We start from the raw sequence: 17,282 nt of genomic DNA on the forward strand, positions 1-17,282 counted from the left end.
TAGATTAATCATTTGCTTTTTAGTACTGTATGCGCTTTTTACGCAAGGGTACTATGCATCTGCTGTTTAATAAGCTTTTTATACATAATAGCATTACTATTTATATCAATTATTATAAACCTAAATTTCTACGTTATGAAAACCTTTACTATGTTAAAAAAAGTTATGGTTTTAACCATAATAGGTGCAAGCCAGCTTGCGCACGCACAATTATCAAAACCCAAAGTTGAAGTAAACAATAAAGGGCTTTATGCTAAAAATGTTGATTTTGGTGCTATACCGGATAAGGCACCCAATTTTACAAAAGGAGAAATTATTTTATATACCGATAGCCTGCACAGTAAAGTTATTAAAGCATCGCGCTTACTATCGCAAGAGAGCAATGTAACTACCGGCTATAGTTACTATAAGTGGCAGCAAACTGTTAATGGCGTACCGGTTGAAAATGCCCAGTTAATACAGCATGTTAAAAATGGAAAATTAACATTACAGCGTGGTAATTGGGTACAGGATACCACACGGCTTTCAAATAGCAGTGCAAGCTTATCACCGGCAAATGCAATTGATAAAGCCTTACAGTATATTAACGCAAAAACCTATCAATGGCAAATTCCGGCCGAAGAGAAAAAGATACAGGAAATTAAAAAGAATGCATCAGCTACCTATTATCCAAAACCTGAACTGGTTTATTATAGCGGTGAAGGGGTTGTTGATCCTTCAAATTTAAAGCTGGCCTATAAGATGGATATATTTGCACACTATCCGTTTACCAGGCAAATAGTTTTTGTTGATGCGAAAAGCGGAGCCATACTGGGTAAACGCGATTTGATTATTCCTACCGATGTTACAGGCACGGCGCAAACTGTTTATAGTGGTACACATAGTATAACTGTAAATTACACGGGATCATATCCTTACCCAAGTACATATATTTTAAACGAAACTACCACAAGAGGTAACGGAATAAACACGTTTAATATGGGGCACCAGGGCGATATCAGCACCTATGCCTCAATACCTCAAAACAATTCAACAACATTTACTGTAGCATCGGGCTGGGGTGGCGATGTTCAATATTGTTTAGATGCACATTGGGGCCAGGAGCAAACTTATGATTTTTATAAAAACAATTTTAACCGCAATAGTATTGACGGAGCCGGCTATATCATTAACGGGTTTGTAAATACCGACTTACCATTAAACAACCCGGGATATCCAAATAGTATCAACGCCTTTTGGGATGGTACCGAAATGGTTTATGGTTGGGGTGGTACCATAGGCACTACAACGGTTACACCCCTTGTAACATTAGATATTATTGGACACGAAATAACACACGGATTAACAGCGCATACTTCAAACCTTGCATACACTGGTGAATCGGGTGCTTTAAACGAAAGTTTTAGTGATATGATGGGGACGGCTATCGAGTTTTACGGAAATCCGGGTTCGGCAAATTGGACCATCGGCGAAAATATTGGGATTACATTTCGCAGTATGGCCAACCCCAAAGCATACTCCCAACCTGATACCTACGGCGGAACAAATTGGCAAAGCACCAGTAACTCATACGATAATTACGGTGTGCATACCAATAGCGGTGTAGGCAACAAATGGTTTTACCTGTTATCTATGGGTGGGCAAGGCACTAACGATTTAAGTAACTCGTATTCGGTTATTGCCATTGGTTTGGCCAAAGCCCAGGCAATAGCGTATGAAACATTTACCCATTTAATGAGCACCGATCAATACATTGATTGCCGCACGGCAAGTATAGCAGCAGCGGCAACACTTTATGGGGCAAATTCATTAGAAGTAATAGAGGTTACCAATGCGTGGTATGCTGTTGGCGTAGGTTCGGCTTATCAAACTCAAATAAGTGGTACACCCGTGGTTTGCAGCACATCAGTATATTCGGTAAACAGCCTGCCATCGGGTGCAACCGTTGCGTGGTCTATTCCATCAGGTGCCGGGCCTGTACTGCAACTTGCTCAAAATTCACCATCAACCAATCAATTAACTATTACTAACCAACATTGGTATGGGGTAACCACAGTATTAACGGCAGTGGTAAGTGTTTCGGGCTCGGTAGTTGCAACGTATAATACCCCGATAATGAACGATAATAGTAATAGCATCTCGGCAAGTTATACGCAGGATGCCTGTACATTTTATGGTGTAAGCCATCCGGCACAAAGTGGGTATGCATCAACATCGCAGTCTACATTTGTGCACCAGGGCTGCATGGTGCACCTTAGTTTATATTTGCCCCCTAATAAAACAGTTACGGTAGGATCAGGAGGAGGCACTCCCGATTATTTTTATTACTCGGGTGGTATCTTAAATTTCTCTTTACCAATAGGCTCGGGTGGGGTGCCTTTTTATTTCAACATCACCCCTACGGTAAACGATGGCTCCTGCTCAAGTTATTTGGTGTTTTTTACATACTCAAACAACCAAAATGCAGCTATGCGTTATAGCATAGCCCCTAATCCGGTTGGCAACACCATGAATATTATTGCTAACGATAATGCCACCAGTACAAATTCGTTGTTATTGAAAACCGCTACACCCGAAAGTACTGCCGCTGAACAAAAAAGAAAAAGCTTCCAGTTTAATGCTAAAATTTACGATGTGATACAAAACAAACTCCTGCTGACAAAGAAAAGTAACCCGGGAGAGATGTTTCAAAATATCGATGTGTCATCGCTAAAACCCGGGTATTATGTATTGATTATTGAAGACGGTGATAAACCTAAAACCATTAACTTTATAAAAGAATAAAAACATATTTCAATATGAATATAAAAGAGCTTCGCCGTAAAGGCGAAGCTCTTTTTTGCGTTTAAGCCTAAACATAATTTTTTAAGTTGTTATGCAACCTTTGCTAAATACAATCGTCATAAATATAGCTTAAAACAATTAGGCCGTTTTTTGAATTATATAATTACATATACTACAACTATGAAACGCTATTTAACATTGCTCATTTTACCGATCTTGCTGCTGGCAACATCGTCATGCACCAAAACTTACCAAACAGTAACACCTAACCAAACGGTGTATGCCAATATTAGCAGCACTACCTGGACCACTGCCGATGGAGGCAAAACCTACTCTGCCAAAATCAGCGTACCTCAAATTGATAGTTATTTTAATCAGCATGGCGCTGTTTTAGTTTACGTAACCTTTGGTAATAACGTTTACGAACAGTTAAGTGAGGTTTACAACGGCATTGCTTATAGCTATAGCCATAATACGGGCCAGGTTGAAATTGATATCCAATCATCAAACGGTACATCGGTTATTACGCCGCCGGGTAGCTTAGGGGTTAAAATTGTGCTTGTAGAATCTATTTAAGGGATTTTAACGGGAAAAAGAAAGCCCCGCGATACTATCGCGGGGCTTTTTAGTACTGTGACTTAGTTGGGTTTATTTATGCTGTAGTTGTTGCATTTCTGTTTTTAATTGCTGTATCTGCTCTTGCGCCTGGCGGTTTTCGAGGTAAAAGTATATGGCGAACCCTAAAAATATCTTACCTAATACAAATACGGCTGCAAATACCCATTTCCAGCTTTTGTGTATACGCATGTGGGTTGATTCGGCCTCGACTTCGATATACTTGTTGCCGTTTTGGCTATGCCCGTTACCAGTAAAGTCTTTTACTTTGGGGGCATTATCAAATAATACAATTTGTTTATCAATATCATCGCTGATGCGGTTCCACATATCAGGCGGCGGGGTAACGGCCATGTAGCCTGCCAGGCGTTCCATATCAACTTCGAGCTCTTGTAAAGCACGCTCAATTTCGGGATGTTGCTTTTTTAACTGTAGAAGTTGCTGCGCTTCGGCCTCCGTAACAGCACCCAATACATACGACTCGAGTATACCGCTTTCTATGTATTCCTTAACTTTCATGCTGTTGTTTGATAATGGCGAACGCCTCTTTTAACATTTTGTTGATGTATGCTTCGGGCTCACCCATTTGGGCAGAAAGCTGGGCTACGGTAGCTTTATGATAGTAAATACTACAAAATATATGTTTTTGGTTGGCCGTCATGTCGGCAAAGTACTTGTTTTTTGGATATTGCGTATCTGCAGGATCGCAGCTTTGCACGGCGCTGTAAAAGTGGGTAAGCTCGTTTTTAGCAAAGCGCCTTAACTGTAGCCAGGTGCCGCTGCCCGACCAATTGGTATCATTAAATTGGCGCGAAATGGTACTGAATACTTTTACAAGATAAGCTTCGGCAAGCTCCATATCGTTAACTACTTCAAAAATATAACCCAGCAGCATACCTGCGTACTCTTCATAAAGGGCATGTACGCTTGTGGGTTTATTTTTTACAATTTGTGTTTGTTTGAGCATACACAGCAAACCTAAATAGGCAATGTAAACTTAGGGCATTGCCTGTCAATAATTTAATTTATTAGCATAGTAAAAATACAGTATTTTTAATTAAATGGAAAAAAATTATCAAATAGGGTGACTGTAAGTTGCTGCCAATTAATGGATCGGAAAACCGATACTTAAATGATCTTGCGCTCGTAGGCGTATTTAAGCAGGCCAACTACTGTTTGCGTATTTGTTTTACGGAAGATATTTTTGCGATGGGTTTCGATGGTGCGCTCGCTGATGAATAATAGGGCGGCAATTTGCTTATTGCTGAACTCACGTTCTATCATGCGGATAATCTCGATCTCCCGATCGGTGAGGTGGTTGCCTTCCTGGTTATCTTTATAAGCCTTTACCAGTTGTTTGGTTATATCGGCTGTAAAATAATCGCCGCCGGCAGCTATCTTTTTTAGCGCCTCTTCCAACTCCTGCGTGCCTGTATTTTTAAGGATAAAGCCAGATACCCCGGCGTCGATCATTTCGCTTACAATCATGCTATCGCCAAACATGGATAGGGCGAGCACCTTAATATCCGGGTGGTTTTTGCGAAGGTAGCGTGTCAGCTCAACACCACTCATACCGGGCATACTTACATCAGTGAGTACAATATCTACCGGTATTGCTTTGAGCATATCGAGCGCTTTTTCAGGATCGTTGCTTACGCCGGCAATTTCGAATCCGGGGATGCTGTTGATGAGCAGGCTTAAACCATCTATCACCATTTGATGATCATCGACAATAAAGATCTTTTTTGCAGCCGCCATATTAAACTGAAGTTAAAGGTACATAAATAGCTACCAGTGTGCCCTTGCCGGGAGATGAAGAAAAATCAACCGTGCCTTTAAGATAAGCCAGCCTTGTGATGATATTTTTAAGGCCTATGCCCTCAAAGGTTTCTTTTTTATCAGTATTAAAGCCTTTGCCATTATCTTCCACCATGGCGCTGATGCCGCTTTCATCACGATCGAGCTGAATATCCAGGCGCGTGGCTTCGGCATGTTTTATCACGTTATTTACACATTCCTGCAGAACGCGGTACAATACAATTTCGGTATTATTGTCGAGTCGCTCGTTAAGCCCGGATGTTTCGAGCGTTACCTTTAGCTTATCGGCGTCTATCTTATTGATGAAATCCTTAACCGCGCTCGAGAGGCCCATTTTTAGCAGGATGTTCGGCATCATTTGGTGAGCAATGGTACGCACTTCTTTGCAGCTTTCATCAACCATGGCAATGGTTTTATCGGCCAAAGCGGCATCGTCTGCTTTAGAAAGGTCGACACGACCCAGCAGGCTGGCCAGGTTTAGCCTGACGGCCGAGAAGGTTTGGCCCACACCATCGTGCAGGTCGGCGGCTATACGTTTGCGTTCGCGCTCTTCGGCTTCTATTATCCCTTTTGAGGCGATATTTTGCTGATGGATAACTTCGGCCTGTAAACGCGCTTCCTGCTTTAGTTTGTAGCGGTTGTAAAAGAGTGCGGCTAATATCAGCACCATTAATAACGAGCCGCTTATAATGCCTATCATGGTGTTTCGTTTTTGGATAGCGAGCTGTTGTATTTTATTTTGCTTGTTCAGCAGGGTGATCTGTTGCTGTTTGCGTTCGGCCTCTAATTTTTTTTGAGTTAAGAGCGCCTGTTTTTTATCAAGATCGAGGTTTTGATTGGCTATGTGGAGCTTACTTTGTTCGAGCAACAATTGCTGGTTATCAACCTGAAGTTTGCTTTGTGTAAGTTTAAGTTGTTGTATAGCGGTTTGGTGGTTCAGTATTTCTATCTGCTTTTCTTTTTTTTCGGTTTCGTATTTGGTTTGGAGTTCGTTTACCTGTTTGCTGAGGCTAATATTGAGGATACTGTCTTTTAAAACAAGATACCTGTTGCGGTTAAACAAAGCAGCTTTAAAATTTCCGCGCGCCGAATCGAGGGTTGACCAATGGTTATATATTTCCGAAAAAATGTCTTTAGTATTGTTATTGGTTTTGGCGGCCAATTCTGCTTCGGTAAATAGCTTTTCGGCATCGTCATACCGGCCCAGCTTTGTTAGGGCGAAGGCTTTGTTTTGCTGTATCTGCGCTAAGAGCGAGAAATTTTTAGCCGTGTTTGATATCTCGATCGCCTTGTTTAAAAAGGTAATAGCCTGCACATATTTTGCCTGGCGAATGTAGATCCCGCCAAGGTTATTATAGCAAAACAACAAGCCTTTCGCGTATTTAACCGCCGAAAATGATTCGATAGAAAGCTTAAGATACTTTTCGGATACATCGTACTGCAAAAGGTTGGCATAAACTATCGATGCGTTAAGGTATACTACTCCAAGATTGAGCTGATCATTAATGTGTTTAAATATTGCAATGGCTTTATCATAGTAAACCAAGGCCTGGTTATAATTTTTCAGGTCGCGTAAAACATTGGCAATATTAATGGATATACGGCCATAAAGCACACCGTCCTTTAACTTATCCGCATGCTCTGCGGCTTCAATATAATAATTTACGCCTTTTTCTTTTTGATCGAGATAGATGTAACAAGAACCCAGATCGATAAGGTCGGTGGCTAACTCCCTTGTGTTATTTTTTTCTTTGTGAATGGTTAGGGCCCTGCTAAAATAGCCTATCGCATCGGGTATTTTGTTTACTTGCTTATACATATTTCCGATAAAATTATAATTGCGCCCAATGGCATTATCATTTTTTATGGAGACATACAATTGATTGGCCTGCCCCAGCGTGGTTAGGCTTTTACTGATGTTAACTTTAAGTGAGTGGTAAAGGCCTATAGCGCTCAGATGATCTGCTTGTCCTTTGATGTAATGTAGTTTTTCGGCGCGGGAGTTAGCATCCAACGCGTATTTATAAGTGAGTGCAGAATCTGTTTTTGCATAAACCAACGCGAGACCATTTAAGGCATCTATTTTTTGCTTGGCCGCTGTGGCGGGATTAGCTACTACGGCTTTTAAACTGTCGACAGTTGTTTTATATTGAGCAATTCCCAAAAAGGGGCAAAGCAGAAAAAATAGCAACAGTTTTTTCACGATCAGGGTTTACAGTGTAAGATAAAATTTAAATATGATAATCCGGACGATCCCGGTTAAAAAACAATAAAACCATATAGCAAAAGCCACCGCCATTACAACAGCGGCCTTTTGCCCACTCATTCAAACTACCACCTATTTTTTTATCCGGTAGCTTACGCCGAAGTTGAGGCCTGTGTAACCGTAGCCCAGTTCGGCAAAAGCGCCGAAGCTATCATTCAATTTGTAATTTGCGCCGGCATATATGCCGTAGTTCTCTTTAATGCCAATGCTGGGCTCGTTAAGGCTGTAGGCATTGGCAGGTAATACCATGCGTCGCTCACTGTAAGCGGTCAGTCCAATAAAATCGGCGTGCACGTACGTGGCAATGGGGCCAAACGTGATGGGGGTGTAGTATTTCACCGTAACAAACAGGTTGTAGGCAGTAATATCGCCGGTATAATGCTCGGATGGAGATGAAGGGATAACTTCATCGCTGTGGAATTTGCTGTAGCCTAAAAAAGCGCCGACCGCAATATCCTGCCAAAGGCCTGTTTCTATACCCAAAATGAGCATTGGTGCCGAACCTTTGTAGTTTTGTTTGGCGTAGTTGTAATCTTGTTTGTTAAACTTGCTTGTTTGTAGGAAACCAATACCTGTTTTAAAGTAGATGTCGGTACTGCCGTGGTTCATTTTAAACTGCGCGCTGGCCGAAGCAGCCGAGAGGATGAGCAGCATGGCAGCAACCAACATGTTTGTAAAAGTTTTTGTGTACATAGTGATTAGGGTTTGATTTGTGTATTGCAAAGGTGCCGCTGTGGCTATTGGCTAACAATGCCGTGATGTGGGTATCTTTACATGCGTGGTAGCGGGTATAGGCAAAAGCGCGGCTACAGCCTGATTAAAAACTACTTGCGGCACAGCACGTAGAGAAAGATACCCTGCTAACGGTATTTTAGACTGAAGGCGTGATCTGCAATTTTGGGGACACTTATAATCACTCAAAAAAATGAAAAAGATTACACTACCATCGGCGGTATACCTTTTTGTATGCTTCCTGCTCAGCATCACGGTATCATCTTGCAAAAAAGATCAGTCGGGCACAACGCCTGCCGACCCGCCACCTACTATTACCAGTATAAGCCCGAAAAACCCCATGCCCGGCGATGTGGTTACCATTACGGGTACAGGTTTTGGCAGTGTTGCTACGGATGTTAAAGTAACCATAGGCACACAGGTGATCACCATTACCACCGTGAGCGATACTCAAATTAAATTTACGCTGCCTGCCAATATTACCGCCGGCGACCTTGCCCTGGCGATAAAGAATATTACAGCCGCCAATGCCGACCCGCAGGGTGTTACCATTACGCCACAGCCCGCGCCGGCGGTGGTTACGGTGCTATCTATCAGTCCGGCGCAAGCTAAAGTTGGCGATGTGGTTACCGTTTTAGGTACCGGCTTTAGCACTACCGTTGCCGATAATGTTTTTAAATTCAACGGAGCCGCCGCGGTGGTACAGAACGTTGTATTGGGCAGCATGCAGGTTGTAGTACCGGCAGGGGCAACAACAGGGCCGGTAAGTTTAAGCGTAAAGGGCGGCGCAACGGTAACCGGGCCACAGTTTACGCTTGACGCCACCACAACAGGTAACAGTGTTGATTATATTAACGTGATAAGCGGTACGGCTAAGTTTAGTAAACTGCTCACCGCAAACGATGATATCTGCGATATTTTTATTGATAAGAACACCAATACACTTTACTACTCGGATTATTATTACCTGGGCCCGAGCGCTACCAATACCATTTACAAAATGAACCTGGCCGGCGGCAGCCCAACCAAACTAACCACCGACGCGCGCATTACCAATATCCAGTACATTACTACAGACGCGAGTGGCAATATCTTTGCTTTAAAGTACCAGGATAATGCGATCCAAAAGGCTACCATCTATAAAATATCTGTAGATGGAGTTACCATAACTGAAATTAAGAAGGACATTGCCTTATTTGGTGATGGTGCAAAACGTTTGTATGTTGATTCTCAGGGAACAATATGGCTCGGCCACAGTAATAAACTGGATGCATCAAACAACTACGTATATGTAAGCAGCCATAACGCCAATTCGGCTGTTGACGGGCCGCTTTATAAAGGCGACCAGGCTTATGTTGCCAATTACACTACTTATGACATTGTTTATAAAAGCCTGAACCTGGTAAGCGGCACCGACGTTACAACCGACTTTACCTTGCAAAGCATGTTTAAACAGGATGACGCCGCGATAACCAGCAATGGCGACGGGCCGCGCTTAAGCCAATATGCCCTGGATGGCAGCGAGAATTGTTATGTGATATACCCGTTATCATACCAAAGCGGGCAACTTACCCAAACTTACCTGATCCGTAAGACCAAGAATGGCAGCGGTACAAGTTCGCTGATCACCAAGTTTAACACCAAGTACTCGGCAACCAACAATATCATTGAGCCGCAGGGATTGCTGCGGATAAAGCCGGTTATAGCGGCTGACAATGCAGGTAACCTTTATTTAAAGTACAACTCGAAAGAGATTATCAAAATAGTCCAATAATTAATAGCTGTTGATATGTGTATCAGGGCGGAGTTTTACTTCGTCCTGATTTTTTTTGAGCTTTAAATTCTGTTTAGTAACCGAGTTTTGTATATTGGATTGGACTGTAAACCAAACAGGGCCTTCTATTGAAAGCCCTGTTAATGTTTAATAATATCCTCACGCGCTAGTGGCCGGTTGGCAGTCGTGCGGTGATTGGGATGCTGATCTGTTAGCTAATGGATAGCATGTCTTTATTTCTCCATTTGCTCAATAACGGCCTGGCTTACGCCGGTGAATGAGAAGCCCCCATCGTGGAAGAGGTTCTGCATGGTTACCATACGGGTAAGGTCGCTAAAGAGGGTTACGCAGTAGTCGGCACATTGCTCGGCAGTGGCGTTACCCAACGGGCTCATTTTTTCGGCATAGCTAACAAAGCCGTCAAAGCCTTTCACCCCATTACCTGCTGTTGTGCGGGTTGGCGATTGTGATACGGTGTTGATACGCACGTTCTTTTTAATACCGTACTGGTAGCCAAAGTTACGGGCAATGCTTTCTAAATAAGCCTTGTTATCTGCCATATCATTATAATCAGGGAATATGCGTTGCGCGGCAATATAGCTTAACGCTATAACAGATCCCCACTCGTTAATGGCATCCAGTTTCATGGCGATGGCCAAAACACGGTGCAGGCTCAGGGCCGATATATCTAATCCCTTATGGGTAAAATCGTAATTGTTTTCGGTGTAATGAACGCCCTTACGCACATTGATGCTCATGCCGATAGAGTGCAGAACAAAATCAACACCGCCACCAAAATGCTCCATGCTTTTGGTAAACAGGTTCTCAACATCTTCGTTAGATGTTACATCGGCAGGAATAACAGGGGCGCCGGTAATTTCGGCCAGTTTATTAATGGTACCCATGCGTAACGCAATAGGTGCATTGGTTAATACAAGTTGGGCGCCTTGAGCATGACAAGCCAGGGCGGTTTTCCAGGCAATAGAGTTTTCGTCTAACGCGCCAAAGATGATTCCTTTTTTACCTTTTAATAAGTTGTTTGACATTTTGATCTGTTTGGTTAACGGGGTAAAATTAAAATTAATTATTGGTATTGAGAAGGGGCATATTGGATGGCAATATTAACCACAGAGAACGCAAAGAGAAAACCACAGCGTTTAGCAGAGTAAAATAACTGATAGAAAGACTCCGTGTGCTCTGTGCAAACCGTGGCGTACGCTGGGGTTAATATGTAAGCTGTGCGGTAAGCGCATCTTACATAAGCTAAGCACCTAACAGTTCTCTCGCATTTTGCAAAGCGCTTTCGCCGGGCTTATCGCCACTTAGCATTTTGGCTATCTCTAATACACGTTCTTTATCGTCAAGTTGTTTAATGCGGGTATAGGTGGTAGCGCTTTCGTTATCTTTATAAACAAAGTAATGGCTTTGGCCCTTACTGGCAATTTGAGGTAAGTGTGTAATGGTAATTACCTGCAGGTTGGCCGATAGGCGTTCCATCACTTGCCCCACTTTATTGGCTACCTCGCCGGATACGCCGGTGTCTATCTCATCAAAAATGATAGTGGGCAAAGCGGTATGGCTCGCGATAAGCGATTTGATGGCCAGCATCAGCCTTGAAAGTTCACCGCCAGATGCTACCTTGCTCATCTCCGCCAAAGCGTGGCCCTTATTTGCTGAGAACAGGAAACGGATATGATCGATACCGTTCTGATCAAAATCATCAGGTTGGGCAATAGTATTTTCGATGTTTAGACTGGCATGTTCCATGCCCATTTCGGCCAGGGTTTGCTGTACCTGGGTTTGTATTGATGGTATTGCTTTGGTACGGTTGGCGGATAGCTGTTGGGCAAGCTGTTTGAGCACTTCCTGCTCGTTCTTTATCTGTAATTGCAGGGCTTCTATTTCTTCATCGCCAAAAAGCACCTGGGCTATCTTGTCGCTTAACTCTTGTTGTATGGTGAGCAACTCAGTATTACTGTTTACGCGGTGTTTCTTTTGCAGGATGTAGATGAGGCTGAGGCGTTCGTTGATCTCTGATGCACGAGCTTCGTCGATATGGGTACGCTGCTCAATACTGTCAACCTCGGCGGCTATGTCTTTCAACTCGATTATTACGCTGCTGAGGCGTTGGTTAAGCTCTTCAATAGCCGGATTGAATTTTTCGAGGGTAGCTAAGTTATGCCCTGCTTCTTTGAGTTGAGCCAGTGCCGCTGTTTCGCTATCCAACATCAAATTGTAGGCACCTAACAGGTTCCGCTTTATCTCTTCGGCATTGTTAAGCGCAAGGAGTTCCTGTTCCAGCAGTGGCTGTTCATCGGCATCAAGCTTAGCGTTATCCAGTTCATCAAACTGGAACTGGTGGTAATCCAGCTCGGCTTTAGCTTTATCACTTTCGCTGATGAGTTGCCGGAGCGTGGTTACTGCCTTTTTGTGAGCTTTAAAGGTTGCATGATATTTATCGAGCAAGGTATCATGTTTCGCAACGCCATCAACAATAAGCAGCTGAAATTTGGGGTCGTTTATCTCGCGGGTAGCATGTTGAGAGTGTATATCGATAAGCATTTCGCCCAGGTCGCGCAGGGTGTTCAGGTTAACCGGGGTATCATTTACAAAAGCTCTCGATTTACCATCGGCCGATATCTCGCGGCGAAGCACGGTTTCGCTTTCGTAATCAAGGTCGTTCTCCTCAAAAAATGCTTTGATATGAAACTCACCGATATGAAAACTGCCTTCGATAACGCATTTCTTTTGCTGGTTAAAGAAGTATTTGCTTTCGGCCCGCTGGCCAAGTATTAAGGATAAAGCACCAAGTATGATAGACTTACCGGCACCGGTTTCGCCGGTAAGTATATTGAGCCCTTTATCAAAACTGATCTCCAGGTTATCAATTAAAGCGTAGTTACTAATAGCAAGCTTTTGCAGCATAGCGTGTTAAAATATGGAACGCTAAAATACAAATAGTTTACGAGGCTTTACAAACTGACTGTATTATATGGCAGGATAAAAAATATGTTTTGTGGGGTGCTTTAATTACTTTGCAGCGATTGGTACTTGTTGCCGTTTGATGGGTCTATCTCCATTAAGGTGTTATATATCTTTACCCTATCCTGAAGTGACATAGCACTGAATATTGATATTAGCTCATCGCTTTTGGCGGTAAACAATATCTGTGGTAAAACAACACCGGTGCTCTGCCTGTCAATTTGCGAAAGGCCGGGTAATGCCGCGGCAATAGCTTTACGCGCGTTGTCGGCATTGTCTGCCATGGCGTCAAGGCCGTTGCGATGGTATATGTATATAAACTCGCGCAAAGGGACGTAGCGTTTGTTGTTCAGGTTTTCGGATACCCAATACCTGTCGCGGTTATTATCAAAAGCGTTCCACCCTTTTGCCGAACCGGTTTGCGCGGCATTAACAATAGTTTGCGCTTTTGCGAAATAGGGTGTCCCGCCAAATTTAGAGAATGAGTCATAATCCATCCCCACAATAACATTGGCATAAAATGCCAAAACAGAGCTCAGGTTGTTTTGAAAGATCTGCTCGTTAAAATCGAGATTTTGACCTTCGGTATAGGTAAAATCAAAATCCTTATCGTTAATGCTAAGCAGTGTGCTGTTATAGCCTGCGCCATAAACCGGGCGTGTTGATTGTACCTGTAGCTCTGCGCTATAGGCGCTGCTTCCATCCCACGATGTAATGTTAATGATGAAATTGCAGTTTATCTTTTCCTGGGCCAATATCTGGTCGGCACTCCATTTTCGGTTATTCAGAAAGTTTTTAATGGAGGTTTCGAGTACGGTAAATACACGCTTATTGCTCGATTGTATTTTGGGTGATAAAACCTGTACCCGGGCATTCAAATCCTGTGCAGATGTAATTACAACGGTGGTTAACAAAATAAAAAGGCAGCAAATTATTCTTTTCATGCTTTTATCAGTTCAATAACCTTTTGGCAAATATCTGTAGCCGCGGCTTCTTTTGTTTTGAGTTGGAAAACTGTTTTTTGACCGCTACGCTCAATAATGGTTATTTTATTGGTATCGGTTTTGAAACCAGCCCCGGCATCATTCAACGAATTTAAAACAATAAAATCGAGATTCTTCTTTTCAAGCTTTTCTGTCGCGTGTTTTTCCTCGTTGTTTGTTTCCAGGGCAAAGCCAACCAATAGCTGGCCCGGCCGTTTTTTACTGCCCAGGGTTTTTAATATATCGGTGGTTTTTTTCAGCGTTATGTTAAAGGTATCTTCGTTCTTCTTTATTTTTTGGGTCGCCACATCAACAGGTGTATAATCTGCCACAGCGGCACTCATTATACAAACATCAGCACCAGTAAAATATTGTTCGCAGGCGGCCAGCATATCAGCTGCCGAGGTAACATTGATTCGTTTGATCGATCTGCTTTTGGTTTGTTGTGATGATGGCCCCGATATCAAGGTAACGTCAGCGCCAAGCTTAGCCATTACATCCGCTATAGCGAAACCCATTTTACCCGATGAGTGATTGCCCAAAAAACGTACCGGGTCAATTGCCTCATAAGTAGGGCCGGCGGTAACCAGTACTTTTTTATTTACTAATGGTAAGTTTTTTTTGAGGTCGGCCGTAATAAAATCAATTATCTCTTCGGGCTCGGCCATACGTCCTTCGCCAATCAGCCCGCTTGCTAACTCGCCATAACCGGGCTGAATGAAGATGTTGTTATAAGATTTAAGTTGAGCAATATTTTGCTGTGTGCCTTCGTGCTTCCACATATCCAGGTCCATAGCAGGGGCAAAATAAACGGGGCATTTGGCACTCAGGTAAACCGCGGTAAGCAAGTTATCGCAAAGGCCATTAGCCATTTTGCCAATGGTGTTGGCCGTTGCCGGGGCAATAATGATCAGATCGGCCCAAAGGCCCAGGTCAACATGGTTATTCCATTCGCCGGTTTCGTGTTTAAAATATTCAGTTAAAACCGGGTTTTTAGATAAGGTAGCAAGTGTTAGCGGGGTAATAAAATTATTGGCATCGGCAGTGGTAACCACCTTTACTTCGCAACCTGCTTTAACAAGCAGGCGCACCAGTGTAGCTGATTTGTAAGCAGCTATGCTACCACATACACCCAAAACAATTTTTTTGCCTTCTAACATCTTAAAAACTTATAAAAACAAAAAATTCAAAACTCAAAAATAAAGGTACTATAAACTTACCTTTTGGCTGTGGGCCTTTTTTGAATTTTGAATTTTAACTTTTTAATTAAAAAAGCTTATTGCTCTTTTGACGGATTGCGGTAGTAAACCTTGCCATCTAAAAATTCCTGAACGGCTACTAACGAAGCTTTAGGCATTCTTTCGTAGTGTTTTGAAATTTCAATTTGCTCACGGTTTTCAAATACCTCTTCCAGGTTATCGTTTGATGATGCAAATTCAGAAAGCTTTTGGTGCAATTCTTCTTTTACATTGTTTGATATCTGATTGGCACGTTTAGCCATTATCACTATCGACTCGTATATATTATCTGTCTGTACATCCAATTCGCGCAAATCGCGGGTAATGGTGCTGCCTGCTACAGCCGGTTTGTTACTATTCATCTTTTTCCTTTTTTTAATTTTTTATAGCGGTAGTATCTTTTACTAATTTGGGTTGGGCCTTTTTCTCTTCCTCTATTTTCTTAGCCAATTTAACATTGGTTTCAGCTTCAGCTAAAATACGCTTAGTTTCTTGTATTCCATTATCGCAATCCTTTTTCAGGTTTTGGGCTTCTTTAAGGTATTTGCTGGTGGGATAGCGTTCAGCAAACTGCTCATAAAAAGTTATGGCAGCATTATAACGCTCTTCCTGTTTAATTTCTAAACTGTTTTTAGCGTACAGGTATTGCGCCTTAATGGTTAAAAACTCCATTTCTTCGGCATACTTGGTATCGGGGTAATCACGTAACGAATTGCCAAATGCAATAACCGCCGATTGATAGTATCCTATAGTTAAATACAACTTCGCGTTAGCGTATGACTTTTCTTCCAGCTTATCGCGCAGATCTGTTATCAACTTACTTGCCTCGGCAACACGGTCGCTTTTTGGGTATAAGTTAATAAACAATTGTAGTGCATCAATAGCTTTTTGTGTGTTTTCCTGGTCCAGCGAGTAGATCGGCGAATCCAGATAAAAACAATAGGCGGCCATAAAACGGCATTCTTCGGCGCGTGCACTGTTAGGGTAACTATCGGCAAATTGCTTAAAATGGTACCTTGCCGAAGTATAGTCCTTTAACCTATAGTTAGTATAGGCATAATAGTAAAATAAATCCTCGGCTTCTGCCTGTCCGCGGTAGCGTTGTGCAAGGTCGTCAAACAGTTCAAGTGCTTTGCCATAGTCTTTTTTATTAAAGTACTTAATGGCCTCGCTATATTTTTTGGCTACGTCGCCACTTGTTCTCAGCTTTTCAAACTTGCTTTTACAGCCTGCAAGCGCAATAATTAGTACTAATAGTAAGCTCCCAATAAGGGCGCGTTGTTTTTTAAACATTTTGCAAAGATATATCAATATTATAAATCAGTCAATTATTTATTTCGGTGCAATATAAAGCTGTTATTTTAAAGCAGCTTTAAGCCGCCATTTATTTAACATCTTTTAACGGTTTGCACCGTTTTTAATTATTAGGTGTATCATATATATACTATGTACTATAATGCTCTTTGTTGTATATGTATAATATATAGGCTGCTTTAACGGTTTTTATTGGGGCTGTTGCGATTAGAAAAGTGTTGGGTAAAATTATTTATGCTGATTTGCAGTACTTTAAAGCAAATGGCTATTTTTTTATTGACATTGATTTGCAGAAGCGCAAAATCTCGCTACCTTTGCAGCCCGCAATTAAGGAAAGGGATTTATCCTCAACCGCAATTCGGAATAGTTCATTAACAGGTTTAGTAAAGGTTTTGAAGAGAAATAAGAAGTTTAAAGCTTCTGAAAAAAATTTCAAATAAAATTTGGAAACAAGAAAAGAGTTTCTACCTTTGCAATCCCAAAACGAACGGGTCGAAAAGTTAAAAAGTAAAAGCTTTAAACTTGGAGAAAAAAGGAAGAGATTCCTTGAAAACGCATACAAACTTAGAGCGATTTTAAGTTTAGAAAAATGAAAGTTTAAGTTTAGCGAAAGCGAGACATAAATATAAAGCCAAAGCGTGAAGCGGCGGCGAGAAAGTTCTTTAAAAGGAGTAACATGATGCATAGCGATAAAGATCGAAATGCAAGGAAGAGAAGAAAGAAAGATAACAAGAGATAGGTATCTGTAAAAAGAATAATTTACAGATTCTACATAT

The 17,282-nt window shown here is 42.1% G+C and carries 15 protein-coding genes; 3 read left to right on the forward strand and 12 right to left on the reverse strand.

Features of this window, described 5'->3' with window-relative positions:
• Positions 1-135: 135 nt before the first annotated feature.
• Positions 136-2,784, forward strand: coding sequence for a M4 family metallopeptidase (locus KXQ82_RS12535; RefSeq protein ID WP_219488716.1), 2,649 nt, complete (start codon positions 136-138; stop codon positions 2,782-2,784).
• A 180-nt stretch (positions 2,785-2,964) separates the two neighbouring features.
• Positions 2,965-3,360 (forward strand): hypothetical protein, encoded by a 396-nt coding sequence (locus KXQ82_RS12540; RefSeq protein ID WP_219488717.1) that lies wholly within the window; start codon positions 2,965-2,967, stop codon positions 3,358-3,360.
• Between the two features lie 72 nt (positions 3,361-3,432).
• On the opposite strand, the gene KXQ82_RS12545 is transcribed toward KXQ82_RS12540, so the two are convergent.
• The 5 genes from KXQ82_RS12545 to KXQ82_RS12565 all read right to left on the reverse strand — a co-directional run bounded on the left by KXQ82_RS12545 (position 3,433) and on the right by KXQ82_RS12565 (position 8,176).
• Entirely contained in the window at positions 3,433-3,918 is a 486-nt protein-coding gene (locus tag KXQ82_RS12545) for a hypothetical protein (RefSeq protein WP_219488718.1), read from the reverse strand.
• Entirely contained in the window at positions 3,908-4,366 is a 459-nt protein-coding gene (locus tag KXQ82_RS12550; RefSeq protein WP_219488719.1) for a hypothetical protein, read from the reverse strand. The genes KXQ82_RS12545 and KXQ82_RS12550 overlap by 11 nt, the downstream gene beginning before the upstream one ends.
• 161 nt (positions 4,367-4,527) lie before the next feature.
• Entirely contained in the window at positions 4,528-5,157 is a 630-nt protein-coding gene (locus KXQ82_RS12555) for a response regulator transcription factor (RefSeq protein ID WP_219488720.1), read from the reverse strand.
• Between the two features lies 1 nt (position 5,158).
• Positions 5,159-7,420, reverse strand: a complete 2,262-nt coding sequence (locus tag KXQ82_RS12560; RefSeq protein ID WP_219488721.1) for a tetratricopeptide repeat-containing sensor histidine kinase — start codon at positions 7,418-7,420, stop codon at positions 5,159-5,161.
• Between the two features lie 135 nt (positions 7,421-7,555).
• Positions 7,556-8,176 (reverse strand): hypothetical protein, encoded by a 621-nt coding sequence (locus KXQ82_RS12565; RefSeq protein ID WP_219488722.1) that lies wholly within the window; start codon positions 8,174-8,176, stop codon positions 7,556-7,558.
• 232 nt (positions 8,177-8,408) lie between these two features.
• On the opposite strand from KXQ82_RS12565, the gene KXQ82_RS12570 reads away from it, so the two are divergent.
• Complete coding sequence (locus tag KXQ82_RS12570; RefSeq protein WP_219488723.1) at positions 8,409-9,989, forward strand: IPT/TIG domain-containing protein; 1,581 nt, start codon at positions 8,409-8,411, stop codon at positions 9,987-9,989.
• Between the two features lie 233 nt (positions 9,990-10,222).
• On the opposite strand, the gene KXQ82_RS12575 is transcribed toward KXQ82_RS12570, so the two are convergent.
• The 7 genes from KXQ82_RS12575 to KXQ82_RS12605 form a co-directional block, all read right to left on the reverse strand.
• Positions 10,223-11,035, reverse strand: a complete 813-nt coding sequence (locus KXQ82_RS12575) for an enoyl-ACP reductase FabI (RefSeq protein ID WP_219488724.1) — start codon at positions 11,033-11,035, stop codon at positions 10,223-10,225.
• Positions 11,036-11,252: 217 nt separating this feature from the next.
• A complete protein-coding gene (gene recN / locus KXQ82_RS12580) occupies positions 11,253-12,914 on the reverse strand; it encodes a DNA repair protein RecN (RefSeq protein ID WP_219488725.1) in 1,662 nt (553 codons plus the stop codon).
• A gap of 101 nt (positions 12,915-13,015) precedes the next feature.
• Positions 13,016-13,915, reverse strand: a complete 900-nt coding sequence (gene porD / locus KXQ82_RS12585) for a type IX secretion system protein PorD (RefSeq protein WP_219488726.1) — start codon at positions 13,913-13,915, stop codon at positions 13,016-13,018.
• Positions 13,912-15,114: a bifunctional phosphopantothenoylcysteine decarboxylase/phosphopantothenate--cysteine ligase CoaBC gene (gene coaBC, locus KXQ82_RS12590; protein WP_219488727.1), complete on the reverse strand. Its 1,203-nt coding sequence runs from the start codon at positions 15,112-15,114 to the stop codon at positions 13,912-13,914. The genes porD and coaBC overlap by 4 nt, the downstream gene beginning before the upstream one ends.
• A 116-nt stretch (positions 15,115-15,230) precedes the next feature.
• Positions 15,231-15,554 carry a DNA-directed RNA polymerase subunit omega gene (locus KXQ82_RS12595; RefSeq protein WP_219488728.1) on the reverse strand — a complete coding sequence of 108 codons (324 nt, stop codon included), beginning with the start codon at positions 15,552-15,554 and terminating at the stop codon, positions 15,231-15,233.
• A gap of 13 nt (positions 15,555-15,567) precedes the next feature.
• Positions 15,568-16,485 carry an outer membrane protein assembly factor BamD gene (locus tag KXQ82_RS12600; RefSeq protein ID WP_219488729.1) on the reverse strand — a complete coding sequence of 306 codons (918 nt, stop codon included), beginning with the start codon at positions 16,483-16,485 and terminating at the stop codon, positions 15,568-15,570.
• 286 nt (positions 16,486-16,771) lie between these two features.
• A partial coding sequence (locus KXQ82_RS12605; RefSeq protein WP_219488730.1) for a hypothetical protein occupies positions 16,772-17,282 on the reverse strand: 511 nt, incomplete at its 5' end.

It is taken from the genome of Mucilaginibacter rivuli (assembly GCF_019391655.1).
GTDB lineage: Bacteria > Bacteroidota > Bacteroidia > Sphingobacteriales > Sphingobacteriaceae > Mucilaginibacter > Mucilaginibacter rivuli.

Bases quoted from the DNA above. Each gene is read 5' to 3' on its own strand.
- KXQ82_RS12535 (WP_219488716.1), top strand. From the start codon at position 136: ATGAAAACCTTTACTATGTTAAAAAAAGTTATGGTTTTAACCATAATA.
- KXQ82_RS12540 (WP_219488717.1), top strand. From the start codon at position 2,965: ATGAAACGCTATTTAACATTGCTCATTTTACCGATCTTGCTGCTGGCA.
- KXQ82_RS12545 (WP_219488718.1), bottom strand. From the start codon at position 3,918: ATGAAAGTTAAGGAATACATAGAAAGCGGTATACTCGAGTCGTATGTA.
- KXQ82_RS12550 (WP_219488719.1), bottom strand. From the start codon at position 4,366: ATGCTCAAACAAACACAAATTGTAAAAAATAAACCCACAAGCGTACAT.
- KXQ82_RS12555 (WP_219488720.1), bottom strand. From the start codon at position 5,157: ATGGCGGCTGCAAAAAAGATCTTTATTGTCGATGATCATCAAATGGTG.
- KXQ82_RS12565 (WP_219488722.1), bottom strand. From the start codon at position 8,176: ATGTACACAAAAACTTTTACAAACATGTTGGTTGCTGCCATGCTGCTC.
- KXQ82_RS12570 (WP_219488723.1), top strand. From the start codon at position 8,409: ATGAAAAAGATTACACTACCATCGGCGGTATACCTTTTTGTATGCTTC.
- KXQ82_RS12575 (WP_219488724.1), bottom strand. From the start codon at position 11,035: ATGTCAAACAACTTATTAAAAGGTAAAAAAGGAATCATCTTTGGCGCG.
- recN (WP_219488725.1), bottom strand. From the start codon at position 12,914: ATGCTGCAAAAGCTTGCTATTAGTAACTACGCTTTAATTGATAACCTG.
- porD (WP_219488726.1), bottom strand. From the start codon at position 13,915: ATGAAAAGAATAATTTGCTGCCTTTTTATTTTGTTAACCACCGTTGTA.
- coaBC (WP_219488727.1), bottom strand. From the start codon at position 15,114: ATGTTAGAAGGCAAAAAAATTGTTTTGGGTGTATGTGGTAGCATAGCT.
- KXQ82_RS12595 (WP_219488728.1), bottom strand. From the start codon at position 15,554: ATGAATAGTAACAAACCGGCTGTAGCAGGCAGCACCATTACCCGCGAT.
- KXQ82_RS12600 (WP_219488729.1), bottom strand. From the start codon at position 16,485: ATGTTTAAAAAACAACGCGCCCTTATTGGGAGCTTACTATTAGTACTA.